Origin of the sequence: Aquabacterium sp., assembly GCF_034003525.1 — a bacterium.
Classification (GTDB): Bacteria; Pseudomonadota; Gammaproteobacteria; order Burkholderiales; family Burkholderiaceae_C; genus Aquabacterium.
Genome location: NZ_JAVEYN010000003.1, coordinates 42,875 through 58,732, shown reverse-complemented (window position 1 = coordinate 58,732; position 15,858 = coordinate 42,875). Strand labels below are relative to the sequence as shown.

Below are 15,858 nucleotides of genomic sequence, written 5' to 3'. Positions count from 1 at the left end.
CGACATCAGCGTGGGGTCCGGGTAAAATTGAGAGTTTGATCGCGTGAGCTGGGTGATAGACATGTGTGTTTGACACGCGATCGTTTCCAACAACATCTGACATGGCACTGATTGTTCACAAATACGGCGGCACGTCGATGGGCTCCACGGAGCGCATTCGCAACGTGGCCAAGCGCGTGGCCAAGTGGGTTCGGGCCGGGCATCAAATCGTGGTCGTTCCCTCGGCCATGAGCGGCGAGACCAATCGTCTGCTGGGCTTGGCCAAGGAGCTGTCTGACAGCCCGAGCCCGCGCGAGCTCGACATGATCGCCTCCACCGGCGAGCAGGTTTCTGTGGGCCTGCTGGCCATCGCACTGCAGGCTGAAGGCATGCAATCGGTGAGCTATGCCGGGTGGCAGGTGCCGGTCAAGACCGACTCGGCGTTCACCAAGGCTCGCATCGAAAGCATCGACGATGCCCGCGTGCGTGCTGACCTGAACGCCGGCAAGGTCGTGATCATCACCGGCTTCCAGGGCGTGGACCCGAACGGCAACATCACCACGCTGGGGCGCGGTGGTTCGGACACGTCGGCCGTGGCCATTGCCGCGGCGATGAAGGCCGACGAATGCCTGATCTACACCGACGTGGATGGCGTGTACACGACCGACCCGCGCGTGGTGCCCGAAGCCCGTCGCCTCAAGAGCGTCAGCTTCGAAGAGATGCTGGAGATGGCATCGCTGGGCTCCAAGGTGCTGCAAATTCGCTCGGTGGAATTCGCCGGCAAATACCGTGTGCCCCTGCGTGTGCTGTCCAGTTTCACCCCCTGGGACATCGATCTGGCCGAAGAGGCCAAGTCGGGCACGCTCATCAGTTTTGAGGAAGACGAGAAAATGGAACAAGCCGTTGTTTCGGGCATCGCGTTCACCCGCGACGAAGCCAAGATCACTGTGGTCGGCGTGCCCGACACCCCCGGCATCGCCTACCAGATCCTGGGCAAGGTGGCTGAGGCCAACATCGAAGTCGACGTGATCATTCAGAACGTGTCGCACGATGGCAAGACCGACTTCTCCTTCACGGTGCCCCGTGGCGACTACGCGCGCACGGTCGAGCTGCTGAAGGCCAACGTGCTGCCGGCGCTGGGTGCCCGTGACGTCGTGGGCGATGCCAAGATCGCCAAGGTGTCGATCGTCGGCATCGGCATGCGCAGCCACGTGGGCATCGCCAGCACGATGTTCAAGACGCTGTCGGACGAAGGCATCAACATCCAGATGATCACCACCAGCGAGATCAAGACCTCGGTCGTGATCGACGAGAAGTATCTGGAGTTGGCCGTGCGCGCGCTGCACAAGGCTTTCGGTCTGGACGACGTGAAGGCTTGATTGTTGTTTTGAGCACAACAGGCAGAAGGCTCAAATTTCTAGGCTAGAATGCCTGCTGTTGCTGGAGACGTGACCGAGAGGCCGAAGGTGCTCCCCTGCTAAGGGAGTATGTGGGCAAAACCTGCATCAAGGGTTCGAATCCCTTCGTCTCCGCCAAGATCGAACCCCAAGTGATCCGTCACTTGGGGTTTTTTCTTTTTGAGTGCACGACATCACAGGACGACCACCATGTTCAAGAATCTGACGGTGTATCGAATGGGCCCCGACTGGACTGCGACTGCAGCCGAGATCGAGGCAGAGTTGGACAAGGGGCGCTTCGTCGAGTGCGGGGCCTCGCAGCAAAAGTCCATGGGCTGGGTGGAGCCACGAGGCGAAGCGAATGCGCCTCTGGTCGAAGTGGTGGACGGCCAGATCCTGCTCAAGCTGATGACGGAACAGCGCGTGGTGCCGGGCTCCGTGATCAAGAAGCGCACGGAAGAGATTGCTGCCCAGATCGAAGAGCAGACGGGACGCAAGCCGGGTAAGAAGCAGGTCAAGGAGCTGAAGGAGCAGGCACTGCACGAGTTGCTGCCCATGGCCTTCACCAAGCAGTCAACGACCCGGGTGTGGATTGCCCCGCAGGAGCGGTTGTTGATGCTGGACACCGGCAGCCAGTCCAAGGCCGATGAGGTAGTGACCCTGCTGGCACAGACTTTCCACGGCCTGTCCATGAGCCTGATACAGACGGCCATGTCGCCCACGGTGGCGATGACGCATTGGCTGGGAACGGGCGAGCCGCCCTACAACTTCACGATCGACCGCGAGTGCGAGCTCAAGTCCACGGACGAGATGAAGTCGGTGGTGCGCTACGCGCGGCACAATCTCGACACCGACGAGGTCAAGCAACACATCTTCAGCGGCAAGGTGCCCACCCGCGTGGCCCTGACCTGGCGTGACCGCGTGTCCTTCATCCTGACCGAATCCATGGCGCTCAAGAAGGTGGCATTTCTGGACGTGGTCTTCGAAGGGGCGGTGGCAGTGGACAAGGGGGAAACCTTCGATGCCGACGCGGCCATTGCCACCGGGGAGCTGATCCAGCTGATTCCGGATCTGCTGGAAGCGCTGGGCGGCGAGCAGGTCATGGGTGGCGAGGCGCCAGCCACGCCTGCACCTGCGACACCACCCACGGCCCCGCATCCAGCGGCAGATCATGCCCCGCCGTGGGATGTGTGATCAAGGGTAGTTGCCAGGCCTGTGCCAGGGCCTGTGAACAGGCGGGGTGAACCAGCTGGTCGCCCTGGCCGTTGAGCAGCAGCATCGGCACGCTGGGTTGGTTGTGCGGTGCGCGGTAGCGAGCCGCGGCCACCAACTGCCGCATGGCATTGCCCACACTGACCGGGTGCGCGAGGCGCGCAGCCACCCATCTCGCCACGGTTGCTTGCGGGTCGGCGGCGTGGCAGCTGGTCATTGCCAGAATGGCCTGTTCCCACTCCAGGTTGGTCGCACGACAGCTCAGCAGTCTCAACATGCGGCCGTATTGACGCGGGCGCAGTCGTTGCCAAAACGGGTTGAAGGGCCGCAAGCTCGTGCTGAGGAGGATGGCTGCCGCGAGCTCCTCGGGGTAGCGTAAAGCCCAGTCCACTGTGACCATCGCGCCCAGTGACATCGCCAGCACGTGATACGGGGGCGTATGACCGGCTTCCTGCAGTGCCTGCCTGACGTGGTCGACCATGTCGGGCACGGCGCACGGGCTGCGCGATTGCCACAGCGCGCCGTTGCCGGGCAGGTCGGGCGTCAGGATGCGGGTGTGTGAGGGCAGGGCTTGCCGCAGCAGATCGGGAAAGTCGCCCCAGTGGGCTTGTTCACGCGTCAGCCCCCGCAGCAGGATCCAGGTGCTCATGGGGGTGCTTTCATTTTGCGTCTGGGTCGAGGCTGTTGTGGATACCAGCGGGCCAAAGCCTGTCGATGGTGGAGTTCGCGTTCGTCACCCAGGGGCATCCAGCGCAGATGACTGGCGGTGGCGCGCGCCATGAAGTCCAGCATGCTCAGGTGGCGTCGCAGGACCCGGTTCTGTCGATGGGTGATCAAGGGGTTGAAGATGCCGTGGCGGCTGAAGAGCTGGCGAGGGTTCTTTTTCACCCACATCCACGAGCCCATCTCCAAGGTCAGGGGCAGAAAGACGTGACCGGACTGTAGCGCGCGAGATTGCAGGTACAGGTGGTCCCACAAATCACCGTGCGTCAGGTACTGATGGCTTTGCGGCTCAAAGACGTAGGGGTGGTGCGCCTGGGTCTGGTCAAAGATCCGCCTCAAGGCATGGACCTCGGCGAGGTGGGCGATGGGCTCGCGGGTGTGGGCAAAGGGAAACCAGAGGCGGTCTTCGGTGCCGAAGCCTGAGTGACAGTCGACGACCAGGCTGAAGGGACGGGGCAGCAACTCCTGGGTGATCAGTTGGCACAGCGCCACACCCTCCACCTCCATGGGGGCGCCCAGTGGGCCGCGATACCAGGGCAAGGCCGAGCTGAGCCGCTGCCCCCCTACAAGAAAGGGGACGCCTTCCCGGGCCTCAATGGGCGCGTTGCGCATCAGGTCCACGCCGCTGGGGTTGGCGCGGGTGCCCAGGCTCAGCCCCCCCGGGTTGAGCAAGGGCACGAACACCAGGCGCAAGCGGCTCAATTCGTGGTGCAGCAGGCTGTCCCACTTCAGGCGCTGCACGAGGCTGGCCAGGTAGGTCAGCACCACCTGTGCACCGATGCGCTCCAGCCCATGCACGCCACCGATGAAAGCGATGGCCGGCACGTCGGGCGCATCACGTCCCAGCGTCACCGCCGTGACCTCGTAGCGGCGAGCACCAGCGTGCACGGTGCACAGCGCATGCGAAGTGACGTGACTGCCCCCCATCTCGATCACGCGATGCAGTTCATCCAGTTCGGGCAGGGAGTCGTGGGGCAAGTTGGCAGCAAGGAAAGTGGCGCGTCACACGGCATGCTGAGGCGCTTCCATGTCAGGCGTGCGACAGGGCGGGTGGTCTGTCATGGCGCTGACACGAGGACCGCATAGGCTCCCTCGACACACTTATTGACACGCCATGCCCTCACTCCGCGCCTCGATGTTCCGTTGCCTGCTGTTGTGCCTGGCGGTGCTGGCCGGGTGCCGGGAATGCATGGCATTGTGGCGAGTGCGCGTGATGGGACTGTCCCTGCGCCGCTGAAGAGCGATTTCTCACGCCGCCTTGACGGAGGGCGACTCTGTCATCGTCAACGATCTGTCGGCCCGTGGCCACCGCGATGATGGAAGGGTGGTTTCGTCGGTGAGAATGTCAGGATGACTGACACCCGCCCCTCCCTGATCATCTACAGTCCCGCCGGCGTCGTACCGGCTGTCACGCCTGTGCGCAAGGCACTCAAGCGTCTGACCGCGCTGGGTTTCTCGCCCACGCTCGATGCCTCAACGCTGAGCAAGCACCAACGCTTTGCAGGGGATGACGCCACCCGTCTGGCCGCCATCCACCGTGTGGCCGAGGCAGCGCCCGATGTGGCGCTCGCCACACGTGGCGGCTATGGCCTGACACGCCTGCTGGACCAGATCGAATGGCCCTTGATTGCCCGCAGTGTGGAGCAGGGCACGGCCTGGGTGGGCTACAGCGATGTGACGGCCTTGCAACTGGCGGCGCTGGCGCACAAGGCGGCAGGCCCCGAGACGGTGGAAGAGGGCGTCACCGCGGGCTTCTGGGCCGGCCCGATGGCGAACGATGACTTCGGCCGCGCGGACAGCCCGGAGGGGGGGGACGACGTCACCCAGGAAGTGTTTGTGGAGGCCATGACCGGTGAGCTCGAAGCTGTGGGCTTTCGCACCGAAGCCGGTTTCGATGGGCTGGAGACGCGCGGGCGCTTGTGGGGGGGCAATCTGGCGGTGCTGCAGGCGATGCTGGGCACGCCGCACTTCCCCAAGATCAAGAACGGCGTGCTGTTTCTCGAGGACATCAACGAGCATCCCTACCGCCTTGAGCGCACCTTGCTGCAGCTGCACCAGGCCGGGATTCTCGATCAACAAAAGGCGATCTTGCTGGGCAGTTTCAACGGCTTCAAGAAGTCGCCGCTGGACCGGGGCTACACCCTCAAGACAGTGATCGCCTATCTGCGCACGCTGACGTCGGCGCCCATCCTCACCGGCCTGCCCTTCGGGCACGTGCCCACCAAGCTGTGCTTGCCGCTTGGGCGCAAGGTGAACGTGGTGGTGCAAGGACGCGACGTTCTGGTGATGTGGTGAAACCCTCAGCGTGCACGGCGTGCGGCTCGGACACAATCAAGTCATGACACACAGCGGGACAGGGTTGAACAGGAAGGTATCGTTGCTGGGCAGGCTGCTGGGGTCAGGGCGCCTCGGCGTCGCGCTCGGCTTGGCCCTGAGCGTGGCTGCCTGCAACAACAGCCCCTATCCGGCAGGCGCGGCAGACAGCAACACGCTGTACACGGCCTTCAACGAGCGTTCGCCCCGTTATCTGGACCCGACCTCGTCCTACAGCAGCAACGAGACGCCCTACACCTACCAAATTTACGAGCCGCTCTACGGTTACCACTACCTGAAGCGGCCCTACACCCTGGTGCCCAAGACGGCCGCTGCCGTGGTGCAGCCGCGCTACTTTGATAGCAAGGGGCGGGCGCTGCCCGATTCCGCTCCGGCCAGCCAGATCGCAGAGAGCGTTTACGACATCCCCATCAAGCACGGGGTGAAGTTTGCACCGCACCCGGCCTTTGCCAAAGATGCGCAGGGTCGCTACCGCTATCATCAGCTGACGGCTGAGCAGGTGGCCGACAAGCGCAGCCCCTGGGCGTTCGAGCACACCGGCACCCGCGAACTCACGGCCGACGATTTCGTCTACGCCATCAAACGCCACGCCACCACGCGCACGGCGGCACCGGTCTTCGGCATCTTTTCGGAATATGTGGTGGGCCTGGCGGACTACGGCAAGCTCATCCGCACCGAAGACCAGAAGCTGCGCGCCAGCGTGCCGCCCACCAGCAAGGACAAGCCCTTTCTGGACTTCCGTCGCTGGCCTTTGTCCGGCGCCCAGGCGCTGGACTCGCACACGCTGCGCATCCGCATCCACGGCAAGTACCCGCAGTGGAAGTACTGGATGGCGATGACCTTCCTGGCCCCCATTCCCTGGGAAGCCGATGCCTTCTATGCCCAGCCTGGCATGGCTGGCAACGGCCTGTCGCTGAACAGCTGGCCAGTGGGAACGGGCCCTTACATGATGGCCGAGTTCGTGCAGGACCGCCTGCATGTGATGAAGCGCAACCCCAACTACCGGGGCGAGCCTTACCCCTGCGAGGGCACGGCGCAAGACAAGGCCGAAGGGCGCCTGAAGGACTGCGGGAAGATGACCCCGTTCATCGACACCCTGGTCTTCAACATCGAAAAAGAAGCCGTGCCGCAGGACGCCAAGTTCCGCCAGGGCTATCTGGACGTGCCGGAGTTCGACCAGATGAGCTACGGCAATGCCTACAAGATCCAGATGGAAGACTCGCCGAACTTCCACAAGGAGTTCACCGACAAGGGCATTGTCCTGTCACGCACGGTCGACCTGTCCAGCCGTTACATGGGCTTCAACTGGCTCGACCCGGTGGTGGGCAAGGGCGACACCCCTGAGCAACAGCGGCGCAACCGCAAGCTGCGCCAGGCCCTGTCGATTGCCATCGACTGGGACGAGTTCAACCGCATCTTCCCCAAGGCTGCAGGGGAGGTGGCACAGGGCCCATTGCCAGGCGGGGTGTTTGGCTCGCGGCACGGCACGGCCGAGGGTGTGAATCCGGTGACTCATCGCTGGGTGAATGGCCAGGCGGTACGCCGCCCGATCGAGGACGCCCGCAAGCTGATGGTCGAGGCGGGCTACCCCGATGGGCGCGATGCCAAGACCGGCAAGCCATTGGTGCTCAACTACGACGTGGGGGCGGCCACCACGCCCGACAGCAAGGCCAACCTGGACTGGACGGCCAAGCAATTTGCCAAGCTGGGCATCCAGCTCGAGATTCGGGCCACCGATTACAACCAGTTCCAGGACAAGGTGCGTCGCGGCAAGCACCAGATCTTCACCTGGGGCTGGCTGGCCGACTATCCCGATGCCGAGAACTTCCTGTTCCTGCTGTACGGGCCGGGCGCGAAGTCGGTGCACGACGGCGAAAACGCCGCCAATTACCAGAACCCGGAGTACGACCGGCTCTACAGCACCTTGCGTTTCATGGACGATGGCCCGGCCAAACAGGCCGTGATCGACAAGATGGTGCGCATCCTGCAAGAAGATTCGCCTTGGTCCTGGGCGTACTTCCCCTATTCCTCGGGCGCCTATCACCGCTGGGTGCACAACGGCAAGCCCAGCATCATGGTGCGGGACCAGGCTCAGTACTACCGGCTTGACATCGCCGAGCGCAGCCGCAGCCTCAAGGACTGGAACCACCCGGTCTACTGGCCGGTGGTGGCCGTGCTGGCCGTCCTGCTGGCCATGGTCTGGGGAGCGGTCAAGATCTTGCGGGCGCGTGACCAGCAGACGGCCTTGCCGCGTCCGCTGGCTTCGACACAGAAAGGTCGGTGATGCTGTCGTACATCCTTCGCCGCCTGGGCTATGGCCTGGTCATCCTGATCGGGGTGAACCTCATCACCTTCCTGCTGTTTTTCACCGTCAACACGCCCGACGACATGGCGCGTTTGAACATTGGCGGCAAGCGGGTCACGCCCGACCAGATCGAGAAGTGGAAGGTGGAGCGGGGCTACGACAAGCCCATGCTCTTCAACGACCAGGCGCAAGGCACCGATCAGCTCACCCAGACCGTGTTCTGGGAGCGCTCGGTGTCGCTGTTCGTGTTCGACTTCGGCCGCGCTGACAACGCCAGCGGTGGCGACATCGGGCACCAGATCGCACAGCGCATGGGCGTGAGCCTGAGGCTGACCGTGCCGATCTTCGTGCTGGGCTTGCTGGCCAGCGTCATCTTTTCGCTGTGGCTCGTGATGTTCCGCGGCACGCGGGTCGACTTCTGGGGCGTGGTGGCCTGTGTCGTCATGATGTCGATCTCCAGCCTGTTCTACATCATCGTCGGCCAGTATCTGTTCTCCCGGGTGGCCCGGCTTGCCCCCATCTCGGGCTATGCTGGTGGGCTCGATGCCGTGCGCTTCCTGGTCTTGCCCATCTGCCTGATGCTGGTCGCTTCCCTGGCGGGGCAGGCGCGCTTTTTCCGCACCCTGTTCCTGGAAGAGGCCGGCAAGGACTATGTTCGCACCGCCCGGGCCAAGGGTTTGGCCGAGACGGCGGTGATGGGGCGCCACGTGCTGCGCAATGCCATGTTGCCCATCATCACCAGTTCGGGCAGTGCCTTGCCGGGGCTGTTCATGGGTGGCCTGCTGACCGAGAGCTTCTTCGGCATTCCTGGGCTGGGTTCGTACACGATCGACGCCATCGCGAGCCAGGATTTCGCCATCGTGCGGGCCATGGTCTTCCTGGGTTCGGTGCTCTACATCGTCTCCAACATCCTGATCGATGTGGCCTACACGCTGGCCGACCCGCGTGTGCGGATGCAGTGAGGAAGCCCTGACATGGATCTGCCTTTCAAATTTGTGACGCTGTGGACCGATGTGGTCTTGTGGGTGATGCTGCTCGGCCTGGGCCTGTATGTGCGCCAGGTGCGCCGGGACGCCGCGCTGCGCGCCACCTGGCGGCGCGTGTTTGTCACACCCTCGGCCATGGCGTCGGCGGTGCTGCTGGGTGTGATGCTGCTGATGACCCTGGCAGACAGCCTGCACTTCCGCCGCGCCTTGCCCGATGTGGTTGGCGGTGTGCGTGCCTACGACACCCGCACCGAGTCCGTGCTGGACATCGGCCTGGCCAAGCTGATCGCGAGCCGCGAGAACAGCTACTCCCAGCCCCTGGCCACGCATGGTTTCAGCAAGGAGTCGGTGCCACCACAGGCCGACGACAAGCCCGTGCTAGATGAACACGGCGTGCCCACCTTGCCCGCGCGCGCCTACCCGCGCCTTCGGTACGGCGGGGCAGGCCTGGCCGAGCCCGAGCGTGACTGGGCGGGCGACATCGCGATGCGCCTGACTTGGGGCACCCTGGGCGGTGCGGCTGTGAGCCTGCTGCTGTGGCTGCTGGTCCGTACGGCGCGAGCACACGCGACCACGGCAGCCCAGCCCCTGGCATGGCGGGCCGCTTGGGTCACCGCTTCGGTGATGGCGGTGCTGGTGGGGTGGGGCCTGGCGCTCAGTTGGGGGCAGGGCTATCACGTCCTGGGCACCGACCGCACCGGCAATGACGTGCTGTACATGACGCTCAAGAGCGTGCGCACCGCCTTTGTCATCGGCAGCCTGGCCACCCTGGCGACCTTGCCCTTCGCGCTGGTGTTCGGCATCGCCGCGGGTTATTTCAAGGGCTGGGTCGACGATGTCATCCAGTACATCTACACGGTGCTCTCGTCGGTACCCAACATCCTGCTGATCGCGGCCTGCGTGCTGATGGTGCAGGTCTTCCTCGACAAGCACCCTGAACTGTTCGAGACCGGCCTGGAGCGCGCCGACCTCAAGATCTTCCTGCTGTGCCTCATCCTGGGCTTGACCGGCTGGGCCGGTCTGTGCCGCCTGCTTCGCGCTGAAACCCTCAAGCTGCGCGAGTTGGAGTACGTGCAAGCCGCCACCGCCTTCGGCGTCAGCCACTGGCGCATCATGCAGCGCCACGTGCTGCCCAACGTCATGCACCTGGTGCTGATCACCACGGTGCTGGAGTTTTCCGGCCTGATCCTTTACGAGGCGGTCCTGTCCTACGTGGGCGTGGGCGTCGATCCGTCCATGAACAGCTTCGGCGGCATGATCAACCAGGCGCGCGTCGAGATGTCGCGCGACCCCATCGTCTGGTGGTCCTTCCTGGCCGCCTTCGTGTTCATGGTGGCCATTGTGCTGTCGGCCAACCTGTTTGCCGATGCCGTGCGCGATGCTTTCGATCCGCGGGCCCGTGTCTATCGCGCACGCCCCCGTGCGGCCGTTCACCCAGCCTGAGGTTCCGATGCTGCAGACCCATGACCTTCATGTCACGCTGGATGCCGAAGCGGGCCTGGTGCGTGCACTCGACGGCCTCAGCCTGACCCTCGAGCGCGGCGAAACCTTTGCCCTGGTGGGCGAATCCGGCTGTGGCAAGAGCATGACCGCCCTGGCGCTGATGCGCCTCCTGCCTGACAACGGGCGCATCGAGCAGGGGCAGGTGGACCTTGGCACCGACGTTCCCGACGGCAAGCCCACCGAGCTGCTCTACCTGCCGGAGTGCGAGATGCGCCGCATCCGTGGCGGGCACGTGGGTATCATCTTTCAGGAGCCCGCCACCAGCCTCAACCCGGTGATGCGGGTGGGCGACCAGATCGTCGAGGCCATCGAAGCGCACACCCGCTTGCGCGGTGCGGCGGCGCGGCACAAAGCCGTGGACTGGCTGCGCCGTGTGGGCATTCCCGAGCCCGAGCGCCGCATCGACAGCTACCCCTTCGAGATGAGCGGGGGGCAGAAGCAGCGCGTCATGATCGCGATGACGCTGGCGGCCGAGCCCCGTTACCTGATCGCCGACGAGCCGACCACCGCGCTGGATGTGACCATCCAGAAGCAGGTGCTGGACCTGCTCAAGGCCCTGCAGCAGGAGCGCCAACTGGGCCTGCTGCTGATCACCCATGACCTGGGTGTGGTGGCCGACATGGCCCACCGGGTGGCCTTGATGTACGCCGGGCAGATCATCGAAGAGGCGCCTGCTGCCACCTTCTTTGCGCAACCGCGTCACCCCTACGCGCGCATGCTGCTCCAGGCGCTGCCCGATGCCGAGCGCCGCGGCGAGCCTTTGGTGACGATCGGCGGCACGGTGCCCCCCTTGTGGCAGACCTTTGTTGGCTGCCGCTTTGCGCCGCGCTGCGACCGGGCTCAGGACCGTTGCCGTGAGCAGGCGCCGTCGCTGGATGCGGCCGCGGGCGATCAGGGAGCCGAGGTGCGTTGCTGGTATCCGCTGAGCCAGGACGACGCCGTCGTGCGCCAGCCAGCCGGTGGGTCGGGCCGGGCAGCAGAGGCGGCCCCTCAGCCCGTTGCCACGACGGGTGATGCGCAGGCGCCATCGCCCCTCTTGTTGGACGTGCAGTCGCTCAGCGTGATCTTCCGCAGCGGCGGCGGACTGTTCCGCAAGCCCCATGAGGTGGCCGCCGTGCAGGACGTGTCCTTCAGTTTGCGCGCAGGCCAGACCCTGGCGCTGGTGGGAGAGTCGGGTTGCGGCAAGACCACAACCGGTCGAGCCATCGTGCAGTTGCTGCGTGGCCAGCCCCAGGTGCGCGTGAGCGGCCAGGTCTGGCTGCATCAGGGCCCCGGACGCGACGACCTGTTGACCATGCCGGCAGCGGCCTTGCGCTCGGCCCGTCAGGCCATCCAGATGGTGTTCCAAGACCCGTTCGCCTCGCTCAACCCGCGCATGCGGGTGGCCGACATCCTGGAAGAGGGGATGCGTTCATTGCGCTCTGACTGGTCGGCCGAGCGGCGTCTGCGGCAGGTGGTCGAGTTGGTGGAGCGCGTCGGCTTGCGGTCAGATGCGCTGCAGCGCTTCCCGCACGAGTTTTCCGGTGGCCAGCGTCAGCGCCTCGCGATTGCCCGCGCCTTGGCCGTCGAGCCTCAGGTGCTGGTGTGCGATGAGCCCACCTCGGCGCTGGATGTGTCGGTGCAGGCTCAGATCCTGAATCTGCTGCGCGAGTTGCAGTCCCAATTGGGGTTGAGCCTGCTGTTCATCACCCACAACATGAGCGTGGTCGCCTACCTGGCCGACCAGGTGGCGGTGATGCAAAGCGGCCGCATCGTCGAGCAAGGCGACACCCAGCAGGTGCTGGAGCGGCCGCAGCACGCCTACACCCGCACCTTGCTGTCTGCGGTGCCGGCGCACCCGTCGCACCGACACTGAGCGGGGTCAGATCCCCATCTTGCCCAGCAGGTCCATCACATCACGCAGCGTGTTGGCCAGGTAGGGGTGTTCGGCCGAAAAGCGGGCGTCGATTTCCTGCGCACGTTGGGCCAGGGTTTCGTCGTTCTCGGTCTCGGACAGCGGGCTGCCGGCGCCCAGCACCTGCAGGATGTCCTCATCGAGCTTGCGCAACGAGGCACGCAGCTCCTCGTCCACAGGCTGGCCGGATGCCAACTCCGACTGCAACTTCTTGAGCAGCGCTTCCAGTTCTGAGCGGTTCATGCGGTCTCCTTGGGGTGTTAAAGGCATTTTGCCAAGCCCCATCATGTCTGAAAAGCAACAAAGGGGCCCTGAGGCCCCTTGCAAGCGATGTCTTGACGCAGCTCAGGCTGCGTCAGCGCCGCCGCCCATCACCTTGCTGAAACCACCGTCCACATAGGTGATCTCGGCCGTGACGCCCGCAGCCAGATCCGACAGCAGGAAGGCGGCCACATTGCCCACGTCATCGATCGTGACGTTGCGGCGCAGCGGCGCGTTTTCTTCGACCACGCTCAGAATCTTACTGAAGCCCTTGATGCCCGAAGCGGCCAAGGTCTTGATCGGGCCGGCGGAAATGCCGTTGGCGCGGATGCCCTTGGGGCCCAGGCTGCCGGCGGTGTAGCGCACGCTCGCCTCCAGCGAAGCCTTGGCCAGACCCATGGTGTTGTAGGCCGGCACAATGCGCTCGGCACCCAGGTAGGACAGGGTCAAGAGCGAGGCACCCTCGTTCAGGTAGGGCAGGGACGCCTTGGCCATGGCCGGGAAGCTGTAGGCCGAGATGTCGTGGGCCACGCGGAAGCCTTCGCGCGACAGGCCTTCCAGGAAGTCGCCGGCGATGGCTTCGCGCGGGGCGAAACCGATGGCGTGCACGAAACCGTCGATCTTCGGCCAGGTTTTGGACAGATCGGCGAACATCGCATCGATCTGTTCATCGCTGCCGACGTCGCAGTCAAAAATCAGCTCGGAGTCGAACTCCTTGGCGAACTCGGTGATCCGGTCCTTGAAGCGCTCACCCACATAACTGAAAGCCAGTTCAGCGCCTTCGCGCTTGCAGGCCTTGGCGATGCCATAGGCAATCGAGCGGTTGGACAGCAGGCCGGTGATCAACAGGCGCTTGCCAGCGAGAAATCCCATGGGGTCTCCATACAGAATGCTTAACGAGGGGGCGATTTTGGCACGGGTGCGGCGCAAAACACGAAATTAACGCACATGCCTTGCTGTGACGCTTTCCTCAGGCTAAAATGCAGGATTGGTTGCTTTGTCCGATGCTGGCATCAGTCGCGTCGGGTGCAAAGTGGATCGTCTCGTGTTTGTCACGAATGGGCGGATCTTTCCAGCCCATTTTTTTTGCTCGACCGTTTTTCATTGGATGACCTGGCTCAAAGTTGTTGAAACCACCGTATCCGGCCTCGGCTACGAACTCGTGGACTGCGAACGCAGTTCTGGCGGGTTGCTGCGCGTGTACATCGATCGTTTTCCTGATCAGGCCTACGATCTGCCCGGCGACCTGGTGACGGTGGACGACTGCGAGAAGGTGACCCGTCAGTTGCAGTATGCGCTGGAGACGGTGGACGCCGATTACAGCCGCCTGGAAGTGTCCTCCCCCGGTGTCGATCGCCCGCTCAAGACCCCCGCGCACTTTGCGCGCTTTGTGGGCGAGCAGGTCGCGATCAGCCTGAAGGTGCCATTCCAGGGCGCCAAGAAGTACAGCGGTACCTTGTGTGCAGCGCAGGATGCGGATCCGGCGCAGGTGGAGGCAGGGCAGGCCTGGGGCCTCGTGCTGCGCTCGCCCGATGCAGACAAGCCCTTGTCCAAGACGGCAGCCAAGAAATTGGCCAAAGAACAGGCCAAGGCAGGCCCGGACGCAGTCCAGGGTCCGGTCGATCAGGTTTTAAGTTTCACGCTCGATGAAATCCGCGAGGCCCGGCTGGTGCCTGCCGTGAGTTTCAAAGGGCGTAGTCGTCGGGTGGCAACCCCGGCGGCCGGTGAAGTTGCCGTAGATGAGGCGCAAGAACTCGGAGGTCAGAAGAAATGAATCGTGAACTGTTGATGCTGGTAGATGCCATCTCTCGTGAGAAGAGCGTGGACCGTGACGTGGTGTTTGGCGCGGTCGAGTCCGCCCTGGCTTCCGCGACCAAGAAGCTCTATCAAGGTGAGGTGGACATCCGTGTGGCCATCGACCGCGAAACGGGCATCTATGAAACCTTCCGTCGTTGGCACGTGGTGCCCAACGAGGCCGGCCTGCAACTGCCCGATGCTGAAATCTTGCTGTTCGAAGCCCAGGAACAAATCCCTGACATCGAAGTCGATGACTACATCGAGGAAGCCATCGAGTCCGTGCCCATCGGCCGCATCGGTGCCCAGGCTGCCAAGCAGGTGATCTTGCAGAAGATCCGTGACGCCGAGCGTGAGCAACTGCTCAACGACTTCCTGTCGCGTGACGAAAAAATCTTTGTCGGCACCGTCAAGCGTCTGGACAAGGGTGACATCATCGTCGAATCGGGTCGTGTCGAAGGTCGCCTCAAGCGCACCGAGATGATCCCGAAGGAAAACCTGCGCACCGGCGACCGCGTTCGCGCCTACATGCTGGGCGTCGACACACTGGCCCGTGGCCCGCAAATCATGCTGTCGCGCAGTGCGCCTGACTTCATGATCGAGCTGTTCCGTCAGGAAGTGCCCGAAATCGAGCAAGGCCTGCTGGAGATCAAGAGCTGTGCGCGTGACGCTGGCTCGCGCGCCAAGATCGCCGTGCTCTCGCACGACAAGCGTGTCGATCCCATCGGCACCTGCGTTGGTGTGCGCGGCTCTCGTGTCACCGCCGTCACCAACGAACTGGCAGGCGAGCGCGTGGACATCGTGCTGTGGTCCGAAGACCCGGCCCAGTTCGTGATCGGTGCACTGGCACCGGCCAATGTGCAGTCCATTTTTGTGGACGAAGAACAGCACGCCATGGACGTGGTGGTTGACGAGGAAAACCTCGCAATCGCCATCGGTCGTGGTGGGCAGAACGTCCGTCTGGCCTCCGAGCTGACGGGCTGGCGTATCAACATCATGTCGGCGGAAGAGTCTGCACAGAAGCAGGCTCTGGAATCCGACTCCATCCGTAAGCTCTTCGTCGACAAGCTCGACGTCGATGCCGAGGTGGCCGATATCCTGATCGCCGAGGGATTTACCAGCCTGGAAGAAGTGGCCTACGTGCCGCTGCAGGAAATGCTGGAAATCGAATCGTTTGACGAAGACACGGTCAATGAGCTGCGTACCCGCGCGAAAGATGCTTTGCTGACCATGGAAATCGCCAAGGAAGAAGAAGTCGAGACTTTGTCGGAAAATCTCAAGGGCCTGGAAGGCTTGACCCCTGAGCTGTTCGCGAAGTTGGCCGACGCAGGCATCCACACCCGTGACGACCTGGCCGATCTGGCAGTGGACGAACTCACCGAGATCACTGGTGTGGCAGACGAACAGGCGCGCGCCCTCATTCTCAAGGCGCGCGAGCACTGGTTCGCCTGATACCCCGTCCAACGCCGA

14 protein-coding genes and 1 tRNA gene are annotated in these 15,858 nt (G+C 63.8%); 11 read left to right on the top strand and 4 right to left on the bottom strand.

Going from position 1 to position 15,858, the window contains the following annotated elements; translation table 11 throughout:
• Positions 1–101 precede the first annotated feature (101 nt).
• From RBT42_RS02960 to RBT42_RS02950, 3 genes are all read left to right on the top strand, one after another.
• Positions 102–1,358 (top strand): aspartate kinase, encoded by a 1,257-nt coding sequence (locus RBT42_RS02960; protein WP_320362372.1) that lies wholly within the window; start codon positions 102–104, stop codon positions 1,356–1,358.
• 63 nt (positions 1,359–1,421) lie between these two features.
• Positions 1,422–1,514: transfer RNA gene (locus RBT42_RS02955), tRNA-Ser, on the top strand.
• Positions 1,515–1,586: 72 nt separating this feature from the next.
• Positions 1,587–2,570: a recombination-associated protein RdgC gene (locus RBT42_RS02950; RefSeq protein WP_320362371.1), complete on the top strand. Its 984-nt coding sequence runs from the start codon at positions 1,587–1,589 to the stop codon at positions 2,568–2,570.
• On the opposite strand, the gene RBT42_RS02945 is transcribed toward RBT42_RS02950, so the two are convergent.
• Positions 2,476–3,237 carry an alpha/beta hydrolase gene (locus RBT42_RS02945; protein WP_320362370.1) on the bottom strand — a complete coding sequence of 254 codons (762 nt, stop codon included), beginning with the start codon at positions 3,235–3,237 and terminating at the stop codon, positions 2,476–2,478. The genes RBT42_RS02950 and RBT42_RS02945 overlap by 95 nt on opposite strands.
• Complete coding sequence (locus RBT42_RS02940; protein ID WP_320362369.1) at positions 3,234–4,289, bottom strand: M14 family zinc carboxypeptidase; 1,056 nt, start codon at positions 4,287–4,289, stop codon at positions 3,234–3,236. Before RBT42_RS02940 ends, RBT42_RS02945 begins: the two co-directional genes overlap by 4 nt.
• 136 nt (positions 4,290–4,425) lie before the next feature.
• Here RBT42_RS02940 and RBT42_RS02935 point away from each other — a divergent pair, with 136 nt between their 5' ends.
• The 6 genes from RBT42_RS02935 to RBT42_RS02910 all read left to right on the top strand — a co-directional run bounded on the left by RBT42_RS02935 (position 4,426) and on the right by RBT42_RS02910 (position 12,294).
• Positions 4,426–4,548 carry a hypothetical protein gene (locus tag RBT42_RS02935; protein ID WP_320362368.1) on the top strand — a complete coding sequence of 41 codons (123 nt, stop codon included), beginning with the start codon at positions 4,426–4,428 and terminating at the stop codon, positions 4,546–4,548.
• A 113-nt stretch (positions 4,549–4,661) separates the two neighbouring features.
• Entirely contained in the window at positions 4,662–5,606 is a 945-nt protein-coding gene (locus RBT42_RS02930) for an LD-carboxypeptidase (RefSeq protein ID WP_320362367.1), read from the top strand.
• Positions 5,607–5,700: 94 nt separating this feature from the next.
• Complete coding sequence (locus RBT42_RS02925) at positions 5,701–7,929, top strand: ABC transporter substrate-binding protein (RefSeq protein ID WP_413785840.1); 2,229 nt, start codon at positions 5,701–5,703, stop codon at positions 7,927–7,929.
• Entirely contained in the window at positions 7,929–8,912 is a 984-nt protein-coding gene (locus RBT42_RS02920; protein ID WP_320362365.1) for an ABC transporter permease, read from the top strand. The genes RBT42_RS02925 and RBT42_RS02920 overlap by 1 nt, the downstream gene beginning before the upstream one ends.
• A 12-nt stretch (positions 8,913–8,924) precedes the next feature.
• Positions 8,925–10,379, top strand: coding sequence for an ABC transporter permease (locus tag RBT42_RS02915; protein WP_413785835.1), 1,455 nt, complete (start codon positions 8,925–8,927; stop codon positions 10,377–10,379).
• Between the two features lie 7 nt (positions 10,380–10,386).
• On the top strand, positions 10,387–12,294 hold the full coding sequence (locus RBT42_RS02910; RefSeq protein ID WP_320362364.1) for an ABC transporter ATP-binding protein: 1,908 nt from the start codon (positions 10,387–10,389) through the stop codon (positions 12,292–12,294).
• 6 nt (positions 12,295–12,300) lie between these two features.
• Here RBT42_RS02910 and RBT42_RS02905 read toward each other — a convergent pair whose 3' ends face one another.
• Both RBT42_RS02905 and fabI read right to left on the bottom strand, forming a co-directional pair.
• Complete coding sequence (locus RBT42_RS02905; protein ID WP_320362363.1) at positions 12,301–12,576, bottom strand: DUF4404 family protein; 276 nt, start codon at positions 12,574–12,576, stop codon at positions 12,301–12,303.
• A 102-nt stretch (positions 12,577–12,678) separates the two neighbouring features.
• The gene (fabI, locus tag RBT42_RS02900) at positions 12,679–13,467 is read right to left on the bottom strand and encodes an enoyl-ACP reductase FabI (RefSeq protein WP_320362362.1); all 789 of its coding nucleotides are present in this window, start codon (positions 13,465–13,467) and stop codon (positions 12,679–12,681) included.
• A gap of 235 nt (positions 13,468–13,702) precedes the next feature.
• Here fabI and RBT42_RS02895 point away from each other — a divergent pair, with 235 nt between their 5' ends.
• Together RBT42_RS02895 and nusA are read left to right on the top strand one after the other, a co-directional pair.
• Positions 13,703–14,368: a ribosome maturation factor RimP gene (locus RBT42_RS02895; protein ID WP_320362488.1), complete on the top strand. Its 666-nt coding sequence runs from the start codon at positions 13,703–13,705 to the stop codon at positions 14,366–14,368.
• Complete coding sequence (gene nusA / locus RBT42_RS02890) at positions 14,365–15,840, top strand: transcription termination factor NusA (protein ID WP_320362361.1); 1,476 nt, start codon at positions 14,365–14,367, stop codon at positions 15,838–15,840. Before RBT42_RS02895 ends, nusA begins: the two co-directional genes overlap by 4 nt.
• The last annotated feature ends 18 nt before the right edge of the window (positions 15,841–15,858 follow it).

Excerpts from the sequence above, each read along its gene's own strand:
- RBT42_RS02960 (WP_320362372.1), top strand. The coding sequence starts at position 102 with ATGGCACTGATTGTTCACAAATACGGCGGCACGTCGATGGGCTCCACG.
- RBT42_RS02950 (WP_320362371.1), top strand. The coding sequence starts at position 1,587 with ATGTTCAAGAATCTGACGGTGTATCGAATGGGCCCCGACTGGACTGCG.
- RBT42_RS02945 (WP_320362370.1), bottom strand. The coding sequence starts at position 3,237 with ATGAGCACCTGGATCCTGCTGCGGGGGCTGACGCGTGAACAAGCCCAC.
- RBT42_RS02935 (WP_320362368.1), top strand. The coding sequence starts at position 4,426 with ATGCCCTCACTCCGCGCCTCGATGTTCCGTTGCCTGCTGTTGTGCCTG.
- RBT42_RS02930 (WP_320362367.1), top strand. The coding sequence starts at position 4,662 with ATGACTGACACCCGCCCCTCCCTGATCATCTACAGTCCCGCCGGCGTC.
- RBT42_RS02920 (WP_320362365.1), top strand. The coding sequence starts at position 7,929 with ATGCTGTCGTACATCCTTCGCCGCCTGGGCTATGGCCTGGTCATCCTG.
- RBT42_RS02915 (WP_413785835.1), top strand. The coding sequence starts at position 8,925 with ATGGATCTGCCTTTCAAATTTGTGACGCTGTGGACCGATGTGGTCTTG.
- RBT42_RS02910 (WP_320362364.1), top strand. The coding sequence starts at position 10,387 with ATGCTGCAGACCCATGACCTTCATGTCACGCTGGATGCCGAAGCGGGC.
- RBT42_RS02905 (WP_320362363.1), bottom strand. The coding sequence starts at position 12,576 with ATGAACCGCTCAGAACTGGAAGCGCTGCTCAAGAAGTTGCAGTCGGAG.
- fabI (WP_320362362.1), bottom strand. The coding sequence starts at position 13,467 with ATGGGATTTCTCGCTGGCAAGCGCCTGTTGATCACCGGCCTGCTGTCC.
- RBT42_RS02895 (WP_320362488.1), top strand. The coding sequence starts at position 13,703 with ATGACCTGGCTCAAAGTTGTTGAAACCACCGTATCCGGCCTCGGCTAC.
- nusA (WP_320362361.1), top strand. The coding sequence starts at position 14,365 with ATGAATCGTGAACTGTTGATGCTGGTAGATGCCATCTCTCGTGAGAAG.